Origin of the sequence: Nocardioides sp. Soil774 (assembly GCF_001428125.1) — a bacterium.
Classification (GTDB): Bacteria; Actinomycetota; Actinomycetes; order Propionibacteriales; family Nocardioidaceae; genus Nocardioides.
In genome coordinates this window covers 212,860-231,192 of record NZ_LMSM01000006.1, presented here as the reverse complement: position 1 = coordinate 231,192, position 18,333 = coordinate 212,860, and the positions used below count along the sequence as shown (strand labels likewise).

Genomic DNA, 18,333 nt, shown 5'->3' with positions numbered 1-18,333 from the left:
AATGCTCAATAGCGTGTCCGACCCCGCTGCCCCCGCCGTACGCCGTCGGCTGAGCGCGCCCGAGCGCCGCCGCCAGCTCGTCGGCATCGGGCTGGCCAAGATCGTCGAGAAGCCGATCCAGGACCTCTCGATGGACGACATCGCGGCCGAGGCCGGGATCTCGCGCGGGCTGCTGTTCCACTACTTCCCGACCAAGACCGACTACTACCTCGCGTGCATCGCCGCGGCCGGGCGCCGCATCCTGCGCAACACCGCCCCCGACGAGGCACTCCCGGGGGAGCAGCAGGTCGAGATGGTGACCCGGCTGATGGTCGAGCAGATCGAGCGCCGACGCGCGTTCTACCTCGCGCTCGTGCACGGCCACGGAGTCGCGGACCCGCGCGTCAGCGAGGTGATGGACTCGGTGCGCGACGGCAGCACCGACCGGGTCGTGCGGGCCCTCGACGTGCCGGCGCGCCGGCGCGACGTCGTACGCGCGTGGTGGGCCTACACCGAGGACCGGGCACTCACCTGGTCGGCGGTGCCGACCCGTGAACGCCCGGTCCCTGTGTCACGGCTGGTGGCGGAGTGCGTCGCGGCGCTCCACGCCCTGCTCGCGATCGACGTCGCTGTGGACGAGTGAGGCCTCAGCCCTTCGTCACGCGGCCCGTGACTGCGAAGCGCGCCTTGTCGTCGAGCGGGCGACCGCCGCAGGCCAGCAGGGTCTTGCTGCCGCAGCGGTAGCGGGTGGAGGCGTTGACCAGGGTCACCGACACCGCGCCGACGGCCCGGTTGTCGAACGACACCGTCTTGTGCCCGTCGCCGCCACGGTTGAGCCTGACCGTCTTGACCTGGCGCTTGCCGTTGCGGAGGTAGACCACCACGACCGCGGCCGGCGAGGTGCGCTTGGCCGGTCCGGCGACCTTCACCGACAGCTTCCACTTCTTGCCGCCCAGGCCCTTGCCGGGCACGTAGACGTAGGAGGCCGAGGCGAGGTGGTTGATGCGGGTGGCGTAGCGCTTGGTGCGCTTGTGGCGGCTCAGCTGCTTGGCGCCGCGGACCTTGGGGGAGGGGTACTCCGCGCCCTCGGGGTAGTTGAGCGCGGGGATCAGGTTGCCGGCGGCGAAGCCGGAGTAGACCTTGGTGAGCCCGCCCTTGTGCTTGAGCACCTTCTGCAGCGCCTGGATGCTGTACTTCCCGCCGTCCTTGCGCAGCGAGCCGGCCTGCTTCCACGCCTTGTTGACCAGGCCGATGCCGTAACGGGTCGTGAGGTACTCCCAGAAGACCCAGTTGCCGTACTGGAAGGTCGCGGTGCGGCTGAACATGTCGAGGGGCACGTAGGGGGCGTAGATCTGGCTGGTGGGGAAGTACTGGCGGTTGTCGTTGACCTGGGTCGCGACCCGCTCCTCCATCCACGTCGCGGTGGACTCCATCATCCAGAGGTCCTCGCCGTAGTCGTAGGCGAACTGCACGGCGTGGAAGAACTCGTGTCCGGCGGTGACGACCAGGTTGTCGTCGGGCGTGCCGACGGGGAACTGGGCCGCGGCGTAGTCGTTGTCGAGCACGCAGTAGCCCGACGCGGTGCGGTTCTTGACGCGGCGCTCGGGGGCGCAGAAGCCGTAGAGGCCCTGGCCGAGGTCCTTGAGGTAGACGTCGAAGAGCGCGTTGCCGCCCTCGGCGCGGTCGCTCAGCGGCGCGCGGTAGCCGAGGCTGTCCACGATCGTCGACCACACCGAGTCCATCACCGCGAGGTTGTGGGCCGGCCAGTCCGGGGTGGGCGGGGCGTCGGCGCCCGTGGCGACGTAGTGCACGCACAGGCGGGTGTTGCACACCGGCGGCGCCTCGGGCGCGGTGTAGCCGAAGCCCTGGTTGTCACCCGCGCCGTCGCTGGGGCGGGCCAGCAGTGCGTCGGCGTTGCGCAGGTCGCGCCCGCGCAGCTCGGAGCGCTTCATGAACAGGTCGCGCAGCGCGAGCGTCGCGGACGGGTCGCGCGGCAGCGCCTGGCCCGAGAGCACGCGGCGGGCCGTGGCGAGCGCCTCGGGCGCGGACACCTGCGCCACCTCGGTCGCGGCGGCGGGCAGGCCCAGGCCTGCCTCGAGCACCTTGTCGGGGGCCTGCTCCAGGGCGCGCACCTGCTGCTCGGCAGCGGGCGTGCGGGTCGGGCGACCGTGGTCGGCAGCGACGGCGGGGGCGGACAGAGCCGCGCCGCCCACCAGTGCCATGGCCACAGCGGTCGTGACGATTCTGCGCATGATTCCCCTCGTGGTTGTCAGATCGGAGCGAGCCTAACCCGCCCGGTGGGTCGCCGGAGGCCTCCCGCGAGGCCTCCCGCGAGGCGTTGGCTAGAGGTCGGCGATGTGCTCGATGATCGCGGTGGTCGAGATGGCCGGCGTGCGCTCGAGGTAGACGACCTCGCACGCGTCGGCGAGCTCGTCGAACTTGCCCGCCCAGTCGTCGCCCATGACCAGCACGTCGGCGCCGTGCTCGACGATGTAGTCGCGCTTCTGCTCCAGGCTCTCCTCGACGAAGACCTCGTCGACGACCTTGAGCGCGCCGACGATGGCGAGCCGCTCGCGCTGGCTGAAGATCGGCGCCCGGCCCTTCTTGCGCTCGTTGAGGGCGTCGGCAGACACCCCGACGACCAGCCGGTCGCCGAGCGCCGCGGCCCGCTCCAGCACGCGCAGGTGCCCGACATGGAACACGTCGAACGTGCCGAAGGTGATCACGGTGCGAGGCATGCGCGGCATTCTGGCACGGTCAGGGAGGATGGACGGCATGCCCGCCACGGCCGCACCGAGCACGCCCCGCATCTCCCTCATCACCCCTGACCCGGGGGCCGACGAGGCGCGGCGTCGTGGCCTGCGCCGGATGCGCTCCGTCGCGGTCGGCCTGCTCGCCCTCGCCGCCGTCGTGTACGTCGTCACGCTGGGCCGTGACGGCTTCTGGGGCTTCGTCAACGCGGGCGCCGAGGCGTCGATGGTCGGCGCCATCGCCGACTGGTTCGCGGTGACGGCGCTGTTCAAGCACCCGCTGGGGCTGCCGATCCCGCACACCGCCCTGATCCCGCGCCGCAAGGACGAGCTGGGCAAGGGGCTCGAGGAGTTCGTGGGGGAGAACTTCCTGCAGGAGGACATCATCCGCGAGCGGGTGGCGGCGGCGACGATCTCGGCGCGGGTGGGCGACTGGCTCTCCGACCCCGCCAACGCGCGGCGCGTGGTCGACGAGGCCTCCGACGTGGCGGCCATCGCCCTGGGCAAGGTGCGCGACGACCACGTCGCGGACCTGGTGACCCAAGCGCTCGTGCCGCGCTTCCACGAGGAGCCGATCTCCCCGCTGCTGGGATCGACGCTGATGGAGGTGCTGCGCGACGACCTCCACCACGGCGTGGTGGACCTCGCGGTCGACGAGATGCACCGCTGGCTGCTCGACAACCCCGAGACGTTCTCGCGGGTCCTGGAGGAGCGCGCCCCGTGGTGGGCCCCGCCCCGGCTCAACGACGCGGTGACGTCCCGCCTGCACGTGCAGGCCCTCGCGTGGCTCGAGGACATCCGTGACGACCCGCACCACCGCGCGCGCGAGGCCCTCGACTCGATGCTCGGGCAGCTCGCCCACGACCTGCTCAACGACCCGGTCACCCAGGCCCGCGCGGAGGCGTTCAAGGACCGCCTGCTCGAGCACCCGCAGGTCGTCACGACCGCGGTGTCGCTGTGGAAGGCGATGCGCTCGGCCCTGCTCGGCTCGATCCAGGAGCGCGATGGCGCGGTGCGCCAGCGCCTGCTGCTCGAGCTCAACCTGTTCTCGCAGCGACTGCGCGACGACGCCGTCCTGCGCGATCGCCTCGATCGCGCGGCGGCCGACCTCACCGTGTTCGTGATCGAGCGCTACGGCGCGGAGGTGACCACCGTGATCACCCACACGATCGAGCGGTGGGACGGCAAGGAGGCGGCGCGGCGCATCGAGCTGCACGTCGGGCGCGACCTGCAGTTCATCCGGATCAACGGCACGATCGTCGGCGGCCTCGTGGGCGTGCTGATCCACGCCCTGAGCCTGGTGGTGGGCTGAGGCTCACCGCCGGCAGGGCTTCATGACCGGCATGATGCGGCTGCGGCCCTCGAAGGAGTGGGCGAAGGCGTCGTCGAAGTGCGCGAGGTACTGCTCGTAGAGCCACCGGTCGTCGGTGACGCGGAGCATCACCTCGTCGTTGTAGAGCAGCCCGCCGCACGTCGTGTTGGACGTTCCCGTGACCACGAGGTGGGTCGGCCGCCCCCGCAGCCGGGCGTGCACCGCCAGCATCTTGTCGTGCGTGAGCACCGTGCGCACCGCCTTGTCGGGGATCGTCCCGGTGGGAAGCGGGGCCTGCATCCAGTTCTCGACCGTGTCGCGCGAGGTCAGCACCCGTACCCGGCACCCGCTGCGCGAGAGACGCGCGAGCTCGGCGCGTACGTCGGCGCGCTGGATCACCGCGAACATCGCCGAGATCTCGCGGGCCCCGCGGCTGCACGACAGGTCGCGCAGCGTGGACAGCAGCAGGTCGCGCCGGCTCGGGTAGACCGCGGCCGCGATCGTGCCGGAGCTCCAGGTCTTGCTGCGGTCGTCCCACGCGTCACCGTCGACCCGCAGGCTCTGGGCCTGCAGGCGCGCGAAGTAGTCGAGGCCGAACCGGTGCAGGCCGGGGTCGTCGATCTTGAGCAGCGAGTTGTACTGGCGGAACTGCCGGTCCTCGAGGTTGGCCGAGGAGGTGATGAACGACTGCACGCCGCCGATGTCGGTGACGTAGAACTTGAGGTGCTGCACGTCCTGGCTGTCGGGGTAGGGGCCGGGGGCGCGCCACGGCAGGCAGGCACCGCTGCAGATCGTGACGTTGGTGCGGTCGGGGTCCTGCGTCTCGAGCGTCTCGATGAGCCGGCGGCCCTGACGGTTGAGGCGCAGGTCGTCGTCGCCGACGAGCAGCACGACCGCGCCCCGGCGCTGCGCGGCCAGGATGGCGTCGGTGGGCGCCTTGATGTCCCAGCGGAACATCGCGATGCGGATCGTGTCGCCCGGGCCGGCGGTGTCGAAGAGGCGGGCCGGTCGGTCGAGCACCGTGGGGTCGCCGGTGCGGGTCGGCGGGGAGGAGAAGCAGACCTCGATGACGCCGCGGGCGGCGCACCCGGACTTCCCGGCGCGCGCGGCGGCCGGGGCGTCGTACGCCGTCGCCGGGACGGCCGCCAGGGGTGCCGCAAGGCACAGCGACGCAGCGGCCAGGACGAGGCTTCGGATGCGCACGGACACCTACCCTAGAGACATGTCACCGCGCAGCGAGCCCATCGACGTCCCGATCCGTGACGAGTCCATCCGGCTGGGGCAGTTCCTCAAGCTCGCCAACCTCGTCGAGAGCGGCGCCGAGGCCAAGCCGGTGATCGCCGACGGGGCAGTGACGGTCAACGACGAGGTGGAGACGCGACGGGGCCGCCAGCTGGTCCCGGGTGACGTGGTCACCCTGGGACCGCTGGCGGCCCGGGTCGCCACCCGGGAGGTCGAGATCGACGTCCCCTGGTGACGGTTTCGCTGCGGAGTGGTCAGCGGACCTCGAGCAGGTCCACCACGAAGATCAGCGTCTCGCCCGGCTTGATCGCGCCACCCGCGCCGCGGTCGCCGTAGCCCAGGTGCGGCGGGATGACGAGGCGACGGCGGCCGCCGACCTTCATGCCCTGCACGCCGGTGTCCCAGCCGGAGATGACCTGGCCGATGCCGAGGCGGAACTGCAGCGGGGTGCCGCGGTTGTAGGAGGCGTCGAACTCCTCGCCGGTGGAGTGCGCCACGCCGACGTAGTGGACCGAGACGGTCGAGCCGGAGGTGGCCTCGGCTCCGTCACCCTCGACGAGGTCGGTGACCTCGAGGTCGGCGGGCGCGTCGCCCATGTGCGGGTCGACGTCAGGCTTCTGGGTCACGGTGCTTCTCCGTTCGGTGGGGTGTCAGGTCTGGTGGACGTAGTGGTCGAGCTGGTCGCGCTCGAACTCGAGCTCGCCGATGCGGCTCTTGACCACGTCACCGATGGAGATGATGCCGGTCAACCGGCCGTCGGCCACCACCGGGACGTGCCGGATGCGGTGCTCGGTCATGGTCTGCATGAGGTCGGTGACGCCGTCGCCGCCCGTGCAGGTGCGCACCTCGGCGGTCATGATCTGGCTGACGGGGGTGTCCAGCACGGCCTCCTCGGCGTGCAGGCGGCGTACGACGTCGCGCTCGCTGACGATGCCCGAGACCCGCTCGCCGTCCTCGCTCACGACGAGCGCGCCGACGTTGTGCTCGGCGAGCAGGGCGACCAGCTCGCGCACGGTGGCGTCAGGGCTGATGGTCACCACGGCCTGCTGCGCCTTGGCGTGGATGACGTCGTTGATCTTCATCGTGGGCACCTCTCGTCGGGCGACACTGCTGATGCGTCACCGTAGCCAAGCCCGGCCGTGAGGGACAGTGCCGAACGGCCCGCGCCCGCGCGTCAGTCCAGGACGGGCGGGGCCTGCCGCTCGCGCAGGTTGCTGACCGAGCCGGGTCCGCGGCGCGGCACGTCGGGGTCCGAGCCGTCGTCGTCGAGCGCTCCGAGGAAGGACAGCGCGGCGTCGTGGAGGTGGCCGTTGGAGGCCAGCGCGTTGCCGCCCCACGGGCCGTCGGTGCCGTCGAGGGAGGTGAAGCGCCCACCCGCCTCGCGCACGATCACGTCGAGCGCCGCCATATCGTAGAGCTCGAGCTCGGGCTCGGCCGCGAGGTCGACCGCGCCCTCGGCGAGGAGCATGTAGGACCAGAAGTCGCCGTAGGCGCGGGTGCGCCAGCAGCGCCGCGACAGCGACACGAAGTCGTCGAGGCGGTCGCGCTCGTCCCACCCCGACAGCGACGAATAGCTGAGGGAGGCGTCCTCGAGGCGGCGTACGTCGGACACCTCGCACCGCGTGGCCTTGAGCAGCGAGCGCCCGGTCCAGGCGCCGCTGCCCGCCGAGGCCCACCACCGGCGCTGCAGCTGCGGGGCCGAGACGACGCCGAGCACCACCTCGTCGTCGATGGCGAGCGCGATGAGCGTGGCCCACACCGGCACCCCGCGCACGAAGTTCTTCGTGCCGTCGATCGGGTCGATGATCCAGCGGCGCTGGCTGTGCCCGGTGCTGCCCTGCTCCTCGCCGACCACGGCGTCGCGCGAGCGCACCCGCGAGAGCGTGCGGCGGATGGACTCCTCGACGGCCCGGTCGGCGTCGGTGACCGGGGTGAGGTCGGGCTTGCTCATGACGTGCAGGTCGAGGGCCTTGAAGCGCGACTGGGTCAGCGAGTCCGCGTCGTCGGCGAGGACGTGCGCGAGGCGCAGGTCGTCGGTGTGGTCGTTGGAGCCGGTGATGGGCATGGCCACAGGCTAGGGGCACTCACCAGTCGGTGGCGCCCTCCCGGGCTGCGAGCAGGCGGCGGAACGACTCGACGCGGTCCGGGTCGGCCTCGCCGGCCTCGACGGCCTCGTCCAGGCCGCACTCCGGTTCGCCGGTGCCGTGGGAGCAGCCGCGCGGACACCCCTCGGTCATCTCGTCGAGGTCGGGGAAGGCCTCGATGAGGTTCTCCGGCTGCACGTGCGCGAGCCCGAAGGAGCGGATGCCGGGGGTGTCGATGATCCAGCCCTCGGCCTCGGGCAGCTCGAGGAGGTAGGCGCTGGTGGAGGTGTGGCGACCGCGGCCGGTCACGGCGTTGACGATCCCGACCTCGCGGTGGGCGTCGGGCACCAGCGCGTTGACGAGGGTGGACTTTCCCACGCCGCTGTGGCCCACCATCACGCTGGTGCGCCCGCGCAGGCGCTCGCGCAGCTCGGTCAGGTCGCCGGCGCCCTCGCCCTTGAGCTGCGTCACGACCCACGGCACGCCGAGGGAGCGGTAGGTCGACAGGAGCGTCTCGGGGTCGGCCAGGTCGGCCTTGGTCAGGCACAGCAGCGGCGCCATCCCGGCGTCGTACGCCGCCACGAGCGCGCGGTCGATCAGCCGGGGGCGCGGCTCGGGGTCGGCGAGCGCGGCCACCACGACGAGCTGGTCGGCGTTGGAGACGATCACCCGCTCGACGGGGTCGTCGTCGTCGGCGGTGCGCCGCAGGGTGGTGCTGCGGGGGACGACCTCCACGATCCTGGCCAGCGACCCGTCGACGCCGGTGGTGTCGCCGACCACGCGCACGTGGTCGCCGACCACGACGCCCTTGCGGCCCAGCGGGCGCGACTTCATCGCCATCACCCGCCGGCCGTCGAGCAGGAGCGTGAAGCGACCGCGGTCGACGGTGACCACGCGGGCATCGACGGCGTCGTCGTAGGAGGGGCGGTCCTTGGTGCGGGGCCGGGTGCGGCGACGGGGGCGCTCGTAGTGCTCCTGGTCGTGCTCGGAGTAGCGCCCGGTCACGTGCGCGCCCCGTGGACGGCGTCGGTCCAGGCCGTCGCGAAGTCGGGGAACGTCTTCGACGTGGTCGCGATGTCCTCGACCAGCACGTCGTCCACGGCGAGGCCCAGGATGACGCCGGCGTGGGCCATCCGGTGGTCGGCGTAGGTGTGGAAGGTGCCGCCGTGCAGGGTGGCGGGGCGGATCGAGAGCCCGTCCTCGCGCTCGGTGACGTCGGCGCCGAGGCGGCCGAGCTCGGTGGCCAGCGCGGCGATCCGGTCGGTCTCGTGCCCACGGATGTGGGCCACGCCGCGCAGGTGGGAGGGGGTGTCGGCCAGCGCGCAGAGTGCGGCGATCGCGGGGGTGAGCTCGCCGACGTCGTGCAGGTCGAGGTCCACGCCGGTCAACCGGGCGGGCCCGACCACGGTCAGGTCGCCGTCCGCCAGGCTCACCTCGCACCCCATCAGGGTGAGGATGTCGCGCAGCTCGGCGCCCGGCTGGGTGGTGGTCGTCGGCCAGCCCCGCACCGTCACCCGGCCGCCCGTCGCCGCGCCGAGCGCGAGGAAGGGCGCGGCGTTGGACAGGTCGGGCTCGATGTCGTGGTCGACCGCGCGGACCGGGCCCGGCGCGACGGCCCACCGGTTGGCGTCGGTGTCGTCGACCTCGACGCCGTGCTGGCGCAGCATCTGCACGGTCATCTCGATGTGCGGCAGCGAGGGCACCGGCTTGCCGACGTGGCGCACGTCGACGCCGACGTCGTAGCGCGCGCCGGCGAGCAGCAGCGCGGACACGAACTGCGACGACGCGCTCGCATCGATGGTCACCACGCCTCCCGGCACCGAGCCGAGGCCGTGGATCGAGAAGGGCAGGGAGTCACCCTGGATCGAGACGCCGAGGTCGCGGAGGGCCGAGAGCACCTGGCCGATCGGGCGCAGGCGCATGTGCGGGTCGCCGTCGAAGGAGACCAGCGCGGTGCCGAGCCCGGCGATCGGCGGGACGAAGCGCATCACCGTGCCGGCGAGGCCGCAGTCGATGGCGGCGTCCCGGTCGAAGGCGCCGGGCGTCACCTCCCAGTCGCCGTCCGCGGTGTCCTCGACACGCGTGCCGAGGGAGGTCAGCGCGGCGGCCATGAGCAGCGTGTCGCGCGAGCGCAGTGGACGGCGTACGACGCTGGGGCCCTCCGCGATGCCCGCGAGCACCAGCGCGCGGTTGGTCAGCGACTTGCTGCCGGGCAGCGAGACCACCCGGTCGACGCGCTCGAGGGGACGGGGCGCCGGCCAGAGCTCACTCACCCGCGCACCCTATCGAGGTCAGGTCAGCTGGGCCTTGGCCAGTTTGGCCTCGCGCCTGGCGTCCTTGGCGACCTGACGTGCCTCCCGGCGCACGTCGGCGGCGGCGCGACGCGCGCGCCAGGCCAGGCCGGGCTTGCCCTCGGTGTCGACCGCCGCCAGCAGCAGGCCGCCGAGGACGGAGGTGTTCTTGAAGAACTGCAGGCGCTGGGCGGCCTTGGCCTGCGCGTCGCTCTCCTCCCAGAAGGCGTGCCCGGCGAGGGTGGTCGGCACGAGGGAGGCGGCGAGCACGGCGGAGCTCAGGCGGGGCGCGCGGCCCGTGGCGAGCGCCGCGGCGGCGAGGATCTGCGCGCCGGCGTTGATCCGCACGAGGGTCTGCGGGTCCGTCGGGATCGGCGCACCGGGCACGGCCTGCTGGGCGAGGGGCACGACGCGGTCGGTGACCTTCTTGGCCTTGGCGGCGTGCGCCTCGGTGTTCTTCAGCGCGTTGATGCCCCCGGCGACGAAGATCGAGGCCAGCATGGGACGGGCGAGCAGCCGAGTGATCGTCATGTCCCCTGTCTACACGATGCGCCTGCGCCGCGCCCCGCCCGCAGGGAGGCGGCCGCGGCCGTGGCTCATCCCAGGACCGCGCGCCAGGTGTTGTCGGAGGGGTCGGGGTCTGGCTGCGCCGAGCTGAGCGAGGCGACGACCTGGGCGCCCTGCGGGGCGACGACCTCGAGCGCGAACGGCGTCAGGTCGGCACCCGAGACCTGGCAGGTCGCGCGAGCCCGGGCGAAGGTGCAGCGACCGTCGTCGGTGCGCACGACGTGGGCGTCGGGCGACTCCACGGTCAGCACCGCGGTGGCCCCGGGGCCGAGTCCGGCCACGCGCACCACGACGTCGTACGTCGGTCGCGTGCCGGAGACCGACCCGCCGACCGACGCCCCGGGCGCGGCCGGCGGCGGCGGGGTGGGCGTGGGGGTCTGGGTCGGGCTCTGGGTCGGCGTCTGGGTCGGGGTCTGAGTGGGCGTCTGCGTGGGCGTCGCGGTGGCGGTGCCCGTGGGCTGGGTGCCCGGCGTGGGCGACGGGCTGGATGTGGGGGTGGAGGTGGGCGTCGACGTCGGGTCGGAGGTCGGGTCGGTCGTGGGATCGGTCGTCGTGGGGTTGGTGGTGGGGTCGGTGGTGGGGTCGGTGGTGGCGTCGGTGGTGGTCGTCCCCGGGGTCAGCTCGACCTCCTCGCCGGGCGTGAGGACGACGGAGCCGCCGGAGCGCCGGGTGCGGCCCTGCGGCGACCCGGGTGCGGAGGACGGTGCCGCGGACGTGGTGGCGGAGGTGGTGGCGGACGTGGCCGGGCGCTGCGCGGCGGGATCGGAGGTGGTGCGGTCGGGGCCGTGCAGCCCGAGCGCGAGCCCGCCGGCGACGACCATCGTGCTCGCGGCGACCCCGGCCACCGCGGCCGTGCCGGCGTTGCCGGCCACGAGGTCGCGGATGCGCCCGGCGAGCACGCCCAGACCGACGTGAGCAGCGCCGGTGGCGGCCGCCCCGCCGACGTAGGCGGTGGCAAGGCCGCCGAGCAGCAGCGGTGCGAGCAGGGCGCCGAGGTTGCTGTTGACCTCGGTGAGCTCGAGGTAGACCGCCATGCAGGAGCGGCACTCGCCGAGGTGGTCCTCGACCTTGGTGGCGTCCCGCCTCGAGATGCCACCGCGGACATAGGCGCCGAGCTGCCCGTGCGTCCAGCGACAGGCGTCCTCCTCGAGCTCGGCGACGTGCTGGGTGAGGAAGGCCTGGCGCAGCCCCTCGCGGGCGCGGTAGGCCAGCGCCGAGACCGAGTTGGCGCTCATCCCGAGCAGCGGGGCGATGTCGGCGGGCCTGTCGCCCTCGACCTCGGTGTGCCACAGGACGAGCTGCCAGCGCTCGGGCAGCGAGGCGAAGGCCCGGGCCGCCGCAGCGCTCTCGAAGCCCTCCACGGCCGTGTCGCGGAATGGCACCCCGGGGTCGAAGGCCTCCATGTCGTCGGTCGTGTGCAGCCTGGCGCCGGCACGGAACCGGTCGACCTGGAGGCGGCGCACGGAGGTGAGCAGGTAGGCGCGGAACGCCACGTCGGGCCCACCGCCGCGCTGCAGCACGCCGAGCACCTTGACGAACGCCTCGGAGACCAGGTCCTCGGCGTCGCCGGGCTGCACGAGCTGGCGCGCGAGGCGTCGGGCTGCGTCGACGTGGCGCTCGAAGAGCGTGCCGTAGGCGTCGATGTCCCCGCCGCGGACCGCCGAGATCAGCTCGGCGTCGCTCGGCGCTTCGACGCTGGTGGCAATGCTCATGTGGATCGACGCTTCCCGGGCGCAGTTCCCGGCGTGGCCGCCAGGACCCTTGAGACTGTAGACCTCGCGGGCCGGATGGGGGACCTGTCGAGGTGAATCGTGATTTTTCGCCTCTGGTCCGCGTCATGGACGCCGGTGCGTCACGTCACACCACTGAGCATGACTGGATCCGGAGGGGGTGGCCGTGAAGATCTTCGCCACGCGTGGGCGACGAGCTGCGGTTGCCGTTCCCGAGGTGAGCGGGCCACAGCCTGCCGTGCGGTCGGGGTTGCCGCACCGGTTCGAGGCAGTGGGGGAGGCGCTCACCTCGGGGACGGACGTCCTCCAGGCATGTGGCGTCGCGGGCCAGGACCTGGCCCGCGACGGTGCCTCGGTGGAGGAGACGCTCGAGGGCCTGCGCACCACGTGGCGCACGCTGGGCGACAGCGACCCGTCGTACGACGTGGTGGCGGCGGTGCTGACCGCGTGGAGCGAGACCACCCTGGGCTACCTCCACCAGCTCTCGTGCGAGGACCCGCTGACGGGGTTGTCGAGCCAGGCGCACCTGCGCAGCCGGCTGTCCGAGCTCTACCGCCTCGGCAGCGCTGAGGGCGGCGCCGGCCACCACGCGCTCGTGGTCGTGGCGATGCCGCTGGGCGACGACCCGTCGGAGGAGGCGGGCGACCACTTCACCCGCGCGATGCGACTGGCGCGCACCGGCGAGCTGGCACGCACCGCGTTCGTGCGCGACGAGACGGTCGCGCGACTGGGCATGCACCGCGTCGCGGTGCTGACGCGCCGCGACGACCGGCTCGGGCGGCGCGTGCGCGTGCTGCGCACCCTGCTCGACGGGGTCGAGGCAGGGTCCGGGCCGTCGGTCCGGGTGTGGATCGAGGGCCTGCCGCCGACCGACCCGGGTGCCGGGATGCTCCTCGACGAGCTGGCCCGCGGCTGAGTGCTCCCGGGTGACCTCGCGCCCGGCTAGGGTCGCCCCATGTGCGGCCGCTATGCCTCCTCCCGGCAACCCGACGACCTCATCGAGGAGTTCGAGGTCGTCGAGGACCGCTCTGCTGCGCCGCTGGCGCCCGACTACAACGTCGCGCCGACGAAGGAGGTCTACGCCGTCGTCGAGCGCCCGCCGTCGCGCGGTTCCGCCGACGAGCCGGCCCAGGCGCCGCAGCGCCAGCTGCGCGTGCTCACCTGGGGACTGGTGCCGTCATGGGCCAAGGACCCCTCCATCGGCAACCGGATGATCAACGCGCGGATGGAGACGGTCGCCGAGAAGCCTGCCTACCGCAAGGCGTTCGCCTCGCGTCGCGCGCTGCTGCCGGCCGACGGCTACTTCGAGTGGTACCCCACGTCGCAGACCAACGCCAAGGGCAGGCCGGTGAAGCAGCCGTTCTTCATCCGTCCCAAGGACGGCGGCGTGCTGGCGATGGCGGGCCTCTACGAGATCTGGCGCGACCCGACCCGCGCCGACGACGACCCCGACCGCTTCCGCTGGACCTGCACGGTGCTCACCACCGAGGCCGAGGACGCCCTCGGCCACATCCACGACCGCATGCCGCTGATGGTGGAGCGCGAGCGCTGGCACGAGTGGCTCGACCCCACGACGCCCGGCGACACCTCGCTGCTGGTGCCGGCCGCACCTGGGCGGCTGGAGGCATATCCCGTCTCCACCCTGGTCAGCAACGTGCGCAACAACGGGCCCGAGCTCGTCGAGCCGCTGCCCCCCGAGGAGGAGCTCCGGTGATGAAGGCGACGGTCCGCTCGGTGGACACCCCCTACGGCGAGGGCCGGATGCACACCCGCCGCTCCACCCACCCCATGGCGACCCTGCTGCTCAGCCACGGTGCGGGCGGGGGCGTGGAGTCGCGCGACCTGTGGGCGCTGGCCGAGGCCCTGCCGGCGCAGGGCTTCTCGGTGGTGCTCTTCGAGCAGCCGTGGCGGGTGGCCGGACGCAAGGTGGCCACCGCGCCGGCGACCCTCGACGCGGCCCTGACGTGCGCCGCCGACGTGATGCGCGTGCGTACGCCGCTCGTGGTCGGCGGCCGCTCGGCGGGTGCCCGCTCCGCGACCCGTACGGCGCGCAGGCTGGGCGCGACCGGCTGCCTGGCGCTGTCGTTCCCGCTGCACCAGCCCGGCCGGACCGAGCCGACGCGCCTGCCCGAGCTGCGTGCGACCGGGCTGCCGACCCTGGTGATCCAGGGCGAGCGCGACCCGATGGGTCGTCCCGAGGAGTTCCCGGCCGACCTGCGCGCCGTCGACATGGTGGTCGTCCCGGGCGGCGACCACGGGCTGAAGGTTCCTGCGCGCGGCGAGGTGACGCAGGAGGAGGCGATGGGGATCGTGGTGGAGTCCACGCTGGAATGGCTGGTCCGCGAGGTCGTCGGGAATCCTCGCGTGGGGTGAGGTGTTGAGCCCGGTGTGCAGTCAATGACCCTGGAGAGACCCACAGCGCTATCGTGGACCGTGATGACTGAATCACTCACGGACGACACGTCCGGCCCTGGCACGACCGCTCCCGACGCCAGCCTCGAGAGTGCCGCCGAGATCGTCCTCGAGGACGAGTCCTCCGACGAGCGCTCGGCCCGCTTCGAGCGCGACGCCCTGCCCTTCCTCGACCAGCTCTACGGCGCGGCCATGCGGATGACCCGCAACCCCGCCGACGCCGAGGACCTGGTGCAGGAGACCTTCGCCAAGGCCTACAGCGCGTTCCACCAGTTCAAGCCCGGCACGAACCTGAAGGCGTGGCTCTACCGGATCCTGACGAACACCTACATCAACTCCTACCGCAAGAAGCAGCGCCAGCCGCAGCAGTCGATGTCGGAGGACGTGGAGGACTGGCAGCTCGCGCGCGCGGAGTCGCACTCCTCGACGGGCCTGCGGTCCGCGGAGATGGAGGCGCTCGAGCACCTGCCCGACTCCGAGGTCAAGGACGCACTCCAGCGGCTGCCCGAGGAGTTCCGCCTCGCGGTCTACCTCGCCGACGTCGAGGGGTTCCCCTACAAGGAGATCGCCGAGATCATGGACACGCCGATCGGCACAGTGATGTCGCGCCTGCACCGCGGTCGTCGCCAGCTGCGCGACATGCTGGCCGACTACGTCCGGGCCAACGACCTCCTTCCCGCATCCACCGTTCCCGACACCGAGGGGGGCGCGTCGTGAGCACGCACGAGCACGGCAACGACGACTGCGTCGACTACATCGAGCGCATCGTCTACTTCATCGACAACGAGCTCGACCAGGCCGACTGCGCCGTGGTGGAGATGCACCTGCGCGAGTGCGGCCCCTGCCTCGAGCGGCACGACCTGCAGAAGGCGGTCAAGCAGCTCGTCGCGCGGTCCTGCTCGGAGGCCGCGCCGGAGTCGTTGCGCGACCGCGTACGCCTCCAGCTGCGCGAGGTGAGCATCCAGATCACCGAGGGCGGCGCCTGAGGTCGGCGCGACCCGATTCGCCCAGCACGTCGTCATTTGACACACTGCTCCGAGCACCGAATCCAGGAGGACCACCATGGGCAAGACCGGACGCAAGCGCCGCGCGCGCAAGAAGAAGGGCGCGAACCACGGCAAGCGCCCCAACGCCTGACGCGCACCTGCACGTCATCTCGTAGAAGTCCCCGCCCAGCGCGGGGACTTTTGCACGTCCGGGCCTGGTTCAGGCGCCCTCGAACATCGCGGCGAGCGTGGGCTGCGGCAGCAGCGTCAGCTCGGCGACGTGGGCGAGAGGCAGGTCGCCGCGGTGCTCCGCGACCAGGGCGCGCACCTCGTCGACGGCGATGCGGCGCTCGTACTCCGCGACCTCGATGCGCTGGCCGAGCGTGGCCAGTGCCTCGCGCAGGCGGTCGTCCATGTCGTGCCCCTCCCGGCGCCCGCCCCATGAGGACACCGAGGACGAGGGTGCCAGAGGAGGGCGAGCCGTGCGATCAGATCGCCCGGGTCGGCCCCACCGGTCTAGTCAGGGTGACCCTGACGCGAGGTGCCGCGTCGGTGTCAGACCCGGGACATGAAGCGTTGCGCATCCACCACGACCCGGGTGATCTCACCGGCGGCCAGCACCTTGCCCGAGGCGGTGTCGCGGGCGCTCACGGTGAAGCGGTGCAGCCGCCCGTCCTCGTAGGCACTCGAGGCACTGACCTCCACCTCCGCGCCGACCGCGCTGGCGGCGAGGTGCTCGACCTGCACCCGGGTGCCCACGCTGGTCGAGCCCGTCGGCAGGACGGGGTCGAGGCAGGCGCAGGTGGCCGCCTCGAGCCAGGCCAGCAGCCGTGGCGTGCCGAGCACCGGCAGCGACCCGCTCCCGACGGCGGCTGCGGTGTCGGAGTCGCCGACCACGTAGGTGAGCGTGGCGGGCTCGAGGGTGGTCATGGGCGTGCCTCTCGCAGGAATTCATCGGGTGGTGGGGCAACCTGTGTGCCACCCACACGTCTACCAGACATGGGCACGAGGACCGCAGGGGCGGGGACGGGCATGGAGCGAGCAGTGGACATCACTGAGCTCTACGCTGCGCACCGGCTCTCGCTGGTCCGCCTCGCGGTGCTGCTGGTCGACGACTTCGCCTCGGCCGAGGACGTCGTCCAGGACGCCTTCGCGGCGCTGGCCCGCCGTCCCGACGCCGTGAAGGACCCGTCCAAGGCGCTGGCCTACCTGCGGGTCTCGGTGGTCAACACCGCGCGCTCGGCGCTGCGCCGGCGTCGTACGGCGCGGGCGTACTCACCCCCGCACGACCTCTCGCCGCCCACGCCCGAGGACAGCGCGGTGCTGGCGGAGGAGCACCGGGAGGTCATCGCGGCGTTGCAGCAGCTGGCGCCCCGCCAGCGCGAGGTGCTGGTGCTGCGCTACTGGAGCAACCTGTCCGAGGCCGAGATCGCCCGGACGCTCGACATCAGCCAGGGCACCGTCAAGTCGACCGCGAGCCGCGCGCTCGTGGCACTGGAGAAGGCCATGCAGACGAGCCGGGACAGCGGCCCGGCATCACCCACGAGCTCGGGGAAGGAGCAGCGATGAGCACGACACACGACACCTCGGCCCTCGAGGACCGTCTGGTCGCCGCCCTCGCCGCACGCGCCGAGCTGGTGCAGCCCGAGGACCTGGCCCCACTGGCCACCGTCGCCACGCTGCGGCCCCGCTGGCAGTCGCCGTGGGTGCTGCTCGCCACCGCCGCGGCCGTGCTGCTCGTCCTGGGGGTCGTCCTCCAGGGAGTCGGTGGCCGCCAGCGCTCCGACGACGTCGCCCCGAGGCCGGACGACCCGAAGATCGAGCTCGAGCTGCCCGCCGACGTGGGCCGCGACTGGAAGGCCAGCCCCGAGTCGACGCCGGCCCGGGTCGACCTCGACGGCGACGGGGCCAAGGAGAAGGTCGAGTTCCTGGGCGAGGAGACCAAGGACTTCGACGGCCGGATCCGGCTGCAGACCACGCTCAGCAGCACCGGTGAGGAGGCCTACGGCGTCGCCGACGTGGCGTCGACCGTCGGCGCGGGAGCGGAGGGGGTCGTCGACGCCGACGGCGACGGTGACCAGGAGCTGGTCGTCTTCGACCCCGACCTCGACACCTCCGGCGGAGCGCCGCTCGTGTTCGACCTCCGCGAGGGCCTCCTGGTGCAGGTCGTGCCCGAGGACCCGTCGCTGCTGCAGCGCGGCGACGTGCAGGTCCCCGGCAGCCAGACCGGGCTCTACGACCGGGTGCGCGTCCTCCAGTACTGGATCGAGGACGGCAGGCTCTTCTCCGGACGCTCGGAGGACTCCTTCGCCCGCACCGGCATGACCACCGCGCAGCTCCCCGGGATCGTGCTGGAGACCTGGGAGTGGCGCCTCGGCGACGACGGCGTGCTGCGTCGGGAGGCTGCCGGCTGCAAGGAGCTGGTCTTCGACGTGCAGGAATGCGACGCCGACTCAGGGGCCCAGGTCCCGGACCTGACCCCGGCGACGGAGACGGTGGGGGTCGGGGAGAGCGCCGACATCACCACCGGCTTCCCGTTCTCGATCCGCGTCGAGGCCGGCGACCCGCCGGTGCTGGTGGGCGAGGGCCAGGACGGCGTCACCCTGCGGCACGAGCTCGACGGCGCGGACCCGCGCGTGGCGACGGTGCAGCCCGAGAGCATCTTCTCCGACGGCGAGTCCCTCGTCGTGACCTCCGCCTCCGATCCCACGCTCGTGCAGCTCCTCGTGCAGCGCGGCGAGAGGATCGTGGCGCTCGACCCCGTGGGGGAGGTGCCGCTGGAGAACACCGACGACAACCGCACGTGGCTGACCGAGGGCGGCTCGGTCGTGTCCGTCACCGCCGTGGACGACGGCTCCTGGCAGCTGTGGTCGTGGCAGATGACCTCGGGCGACCGCGTGTTCGCGCTCCCGGGCGTCACGGTGTGCTTCGACGACGTCGACGACCCCACCACGGCCCGCCGGTGCTGACGACCTGCTGG

The 18,333-nt window shown here is 72.6% G+C and carries 23 protein-coding genes; 11 read left to right on the top strand and 12 right to left on the bottom strand.

Annotated features, from left to right (window positions below; genetic code table 11):
* The first annotated feature begins 13 nt into the window (after positions 1-13).
* The gene (locus ASG76_RS06700) at positions 14-622 is read left to right on the top strand and encodes a TetR/AcrR family transcriptional regulator (protein WP_200948088.1); all 609 of its coding nucleotides are present in this window, start codon (positions 14-16) and stop codon (positions 620-622) included.
* 4 nt (positions 623-626) lie between these two features.
* Here ASG76_RS06700 and ASG76_RS06695 read toward each other — a convergent pair whose 3' ends face one another.
* Positions 627-2,231 carry an MXAN_6640 family putative metalloprotease gene (locus ASG76_RS06695; RefSeq protein WP_157558998.1) on the bottom strand — a complete coding sequence of 535 codons (1,605 nt, stop codon included), beginning with the start codon at positions 2,229-2,231 and terminating at the stop codon, positions 627-629.
* A 90-nt stretch (positions 2,232-2,321) separates the two neighbouring features.
* Positions 2,322-2,717, bottom strand: coding sequence for an adenylyltransferase/cytidyltransferase family protein (locus ASG76_RS06690; protein WP_157558997.1), 396 nt, complete (start codon positions 2,715-2,717; stop codon positions 2,322-2,324).
* Positions 2,718-2,754: 37 nt separating this feature from the next.
* Here ASG76_RS06690 and ASG76_RS06685 point away from each other — a divergent pair, with 37 nt between their 5' ends.
* A complete protein-coding gene (locus ASG76_RS06685) occupies positions 2,755-4,041 on the top strand; it encodes a DUF445 domain-containing protein (protein ID WP_056602268.1) in 1,287 nt (428 codons plus the stop codon).
* 3 nt (positions 4,042-4,044) lie between these two features.
* Here ASG76_RS06685 and ASG76_RS06680 read toward each other — a convergent pair whose 3' ends face one another.
* Positions 4,045-5,244 (bottom strand): phospholipase D-like domain-containing protein, encoded by a 1,200-nt coding sequence (locus ASG76_RS06680; protein WP_157558996.1) that lies wholly within the window; start codon positions 5,242-5,244, stop codon positions 4,045-4,047.
* Between the two features lie 19 nt (positions 5,245-5,263).
* On the opposite strand from ASG76_RS06680, the gene ASG76_RS06675 reads away from it, so the two are divergent.
* Positions 5,264-5,518 carry an RNA-binding S4 domain-containing protein gene (locus ASG76_RS06675; protein WP_056601583.1) on the top strand — a complete coding sequence of 85 codons (255 nt, stop codon included), beginning with the start codon at positions 5,264-5,266 and terminating at the stop codon, positions 5,516-5,518.
* Positions 5,519-5,537: 19 nt separating this feature from the next.
* On the opposite strand, the gene ASG76_RS06670 is transcribed toward ASG76_RS06675, so the two are convergent.
* The 7 genes from ASG76_RS06670 to ASG76_RS06640 all read right to left on the bottom strand — a co-directional run bounded on the left by ASG76_RS06670 (position 5,538) and on the right by ASG76_RS06640 (position 11,937).
* On the bottom strand, positions 5,538-5,879 hold the full coding sequence (locus ASG76_RS06670; RefSeq protein ID WP_056602267.1) for an FKBP-type peptidyl-prolyl cis-trans isomerase: 342 nt from the start codon (positions 5,877-5,879) through the stop codon (positions 5,538-5,540).
* A gap of 54 nt (positions 5,880-5,933) precedes the next feature.
* Positions 5,934-6,365: a CBS domain-containing protein gene (locus ASG76_RS06665; protein WP_056601579.1), complete on the bottom strand. Its 432-nt coding sequence runs from the start codon at positions 6,363-6,365 to the stop codon at positions 5,934-5,936.
* A 92-nt stretch (positions 6,366-6,457) separates the two neighbouring features.
* Entirely contained in the window at positions 6,458-7,348 is an 891-nt protein-coding gene (gene hisN, locus ASG76_RS06660; protein WP_056602266.1) for a histidinol-phosphatase, read from the bottom strand.
* A 19-nt stretch (positions 7,349-7,367) separates the two neighbouring features.
* The gene (gene rsgA, locus ASG76_RS06655; protein ID WP_056601576.1) at positions 7,368-8,372 is read right to left on the bottom strand and encodes a ribosome small subunit-dependent GTPase A; all 1,005 of its coding nucleotides are present in this window, start codon (positions 8,370-8,372) and stop codon (positions 7,368-7,370) included.
* Positions 8,369-9,640 carry a 3-phosphoshikimate 1-carboxyvinyltransferase gene (aroA, locus tag ASG76_RS06650; RefSeq protein WP_056601573.1) on the bottom strand — a complete coding sequence of 424 codons (1,272 nt, stop codon included), beginning with the start codon at positions 9,638-9,640 and terminating at the stop codon, positions 8,369-8,371. The genes rsgA and aroA overlap by 4 nt, the downstream gene beginning before the upstream one ends.
* An 18-nt stretch (positions 9,641-9,658) precedes the next feature.
* Entirely contained in the window at positions 9,659-10,189 is a 531-nt protein-coding gene (locus ASG76_RS06645) for a DoxX family membrane protein (protein ID WP_056601570.1), read from the bottom strand.
* Positions 10,190-10,254: 65 nt separating this feature from the next.
* Positions 10,255-11,937, bottom strand: a complete 1,683-nt coding sequence (locus tag ASG76_RS06640) for a sigma-70 family RNA polymerase sigma factor (RefSeq protein ID WP_056601566.1) — start codon at positions 11,935-11,937, stop codon at positions 10,255-10,257.
* A gap of 235 nt (positions 11,938-12,172) precedes the next feature.
* On the opposite strand from ASG76_RS06640, the gene ASG76_RS06635 reads away from it, so the two are divergent.
* The 6 genes from ASG76_RS06635 (at position 12,173) to ASG76_RS19855 (ending at position 15,504) form a co-directional block, all read left to right on the top strand.
* A complete protein-coding gene (locus ASG76_RS06635; protein WP_157558995.1) occupies positions 12,173-12,871 on the top strand; it encodes a hypothetical protein in 699 nt (232 codons plus the stop codon).
* 39 nt (positions 12,872-12,910) lie between these two features.
* Positions 12,911-13,669, top strand: a complete 759-nt coding sequence (locus tag ASG76_RS06630) for an SOS response-associated peptidase (RefSeq protein WP_056601560.1) — start codon at positions 12,911-12,913, stop codon at positions 13,667-13,669.
* Positions 13,669-14,328 carry an alpha/beta family hydrolase gene (locus ASG76_RS06625; protein ID WP_056601557.1) on the top strand — a complete coding sequence of 220 codons (660 nt, stop codon included), beginning with the start codon at positions 13,669-13,671 and terminating at the stop codon, positions 14,326-14,328. Before ASG76_RS06630 ends, ASG76_RS06625 begins: the two co-directional genes overlap by 1 nt.
* 63 nt (positions 14,329-14,391) lie before the next feature.
* Positions 14,392-15,084, top strand: a complete 693-nt coding sequence (locus ASG76_RS06620) for a sigma-70 family RNA polymerase sigma factor (RefSeq protein ID WP_235529436.1) — start codon at positions 14,392-14,394, stop codon at positions 15,082-15,084.
* Positions 15,081-15,353, top strand: coding sequence for a mycothiol system anti-sigma-R factor (gene rsrA / locus ASG76_RS06615; protein ID WP_056601554.1), 273 nt, complete (start codon positions 15,081-15,083; stop codon positions 15,351-15,353). Before ASG76_RS06620 ends, rsrA begins: the two co-directional genes overlap by 4 nt.
* 76 nt (positions 15,354-15,429) lie before the next feature.
* A complete protein-coding gene (locus ASG76_RS19855) occupies positions 15,430-15,504 on the top strand; it encodes a 50S ribosomal protein bL37 (RefSeq protein WP_369759046.1) in 75 nt (24 codons plus the stop codon).
* 69 nt (positions 15,505-15,573) lie between these two features.
* Here ASG76_RS19855 and ASG76_RS06610 read toward each other — a convergent pair whose 3' ends face one another.
* Both ASG76_RS06610 and ASG76_RS06605 read right to left on the bottom strand, forming a co-directional pair.
* Positions 15,574-15,768, bottom strand: a complete 195-nt coding sequence (locus ASG76_RS06610; protein ID WP_056601551.1) for a hypothetical protein — start codon at positions 15,766-15,768, stop codon at positions 15,574-15,576.
* Between the two features lie 140 nt (positions 15,769-15,908).
* Entirely contained in the window at positions 15,909-16,283 is a 375-nt protein-coding gene (locus tag ASG76_RS06605; protein ID WP_056601548.1) for a thioesterase family protein, read from the bottom strand.
* Between the two features lie 114 nt (positions 16,284-16,397).
* Here ASG76_RS06605 and ASG76_RS06600 point away from each other — a divergent pair, with 114 nt between their 5' ends.
* Both ASG76_RS06600 and ASG76_RS06595 read left to right on the top strand, forming a co-directional pair.
* Positions 16,398-16,922: an RNA polymerase sigma factor gene (locus ASG76_RS06600; protein WP_056601545.1), complete on the top strand. Its 525-nt coding sequence runs from the start codon at positions 16,398-16,400 to the stop codon at positions 16,920-16,922.
* Entirely contained in the window at positions 16,919-18,322 is a 1,404-nt protein-coding gene (locus ASG76_RS06595) for a hypothetical protein (protein ID WP_056601542.1), read from the top strand. The genes ASG76_RS06600 and ASG76_RS06595 overlap by 4 nt, the downstream gene beginning before the upstream one ends.
* The last annotated feature ends 11 nt before the right edge of the window (positions 18,323-18,333 follow it).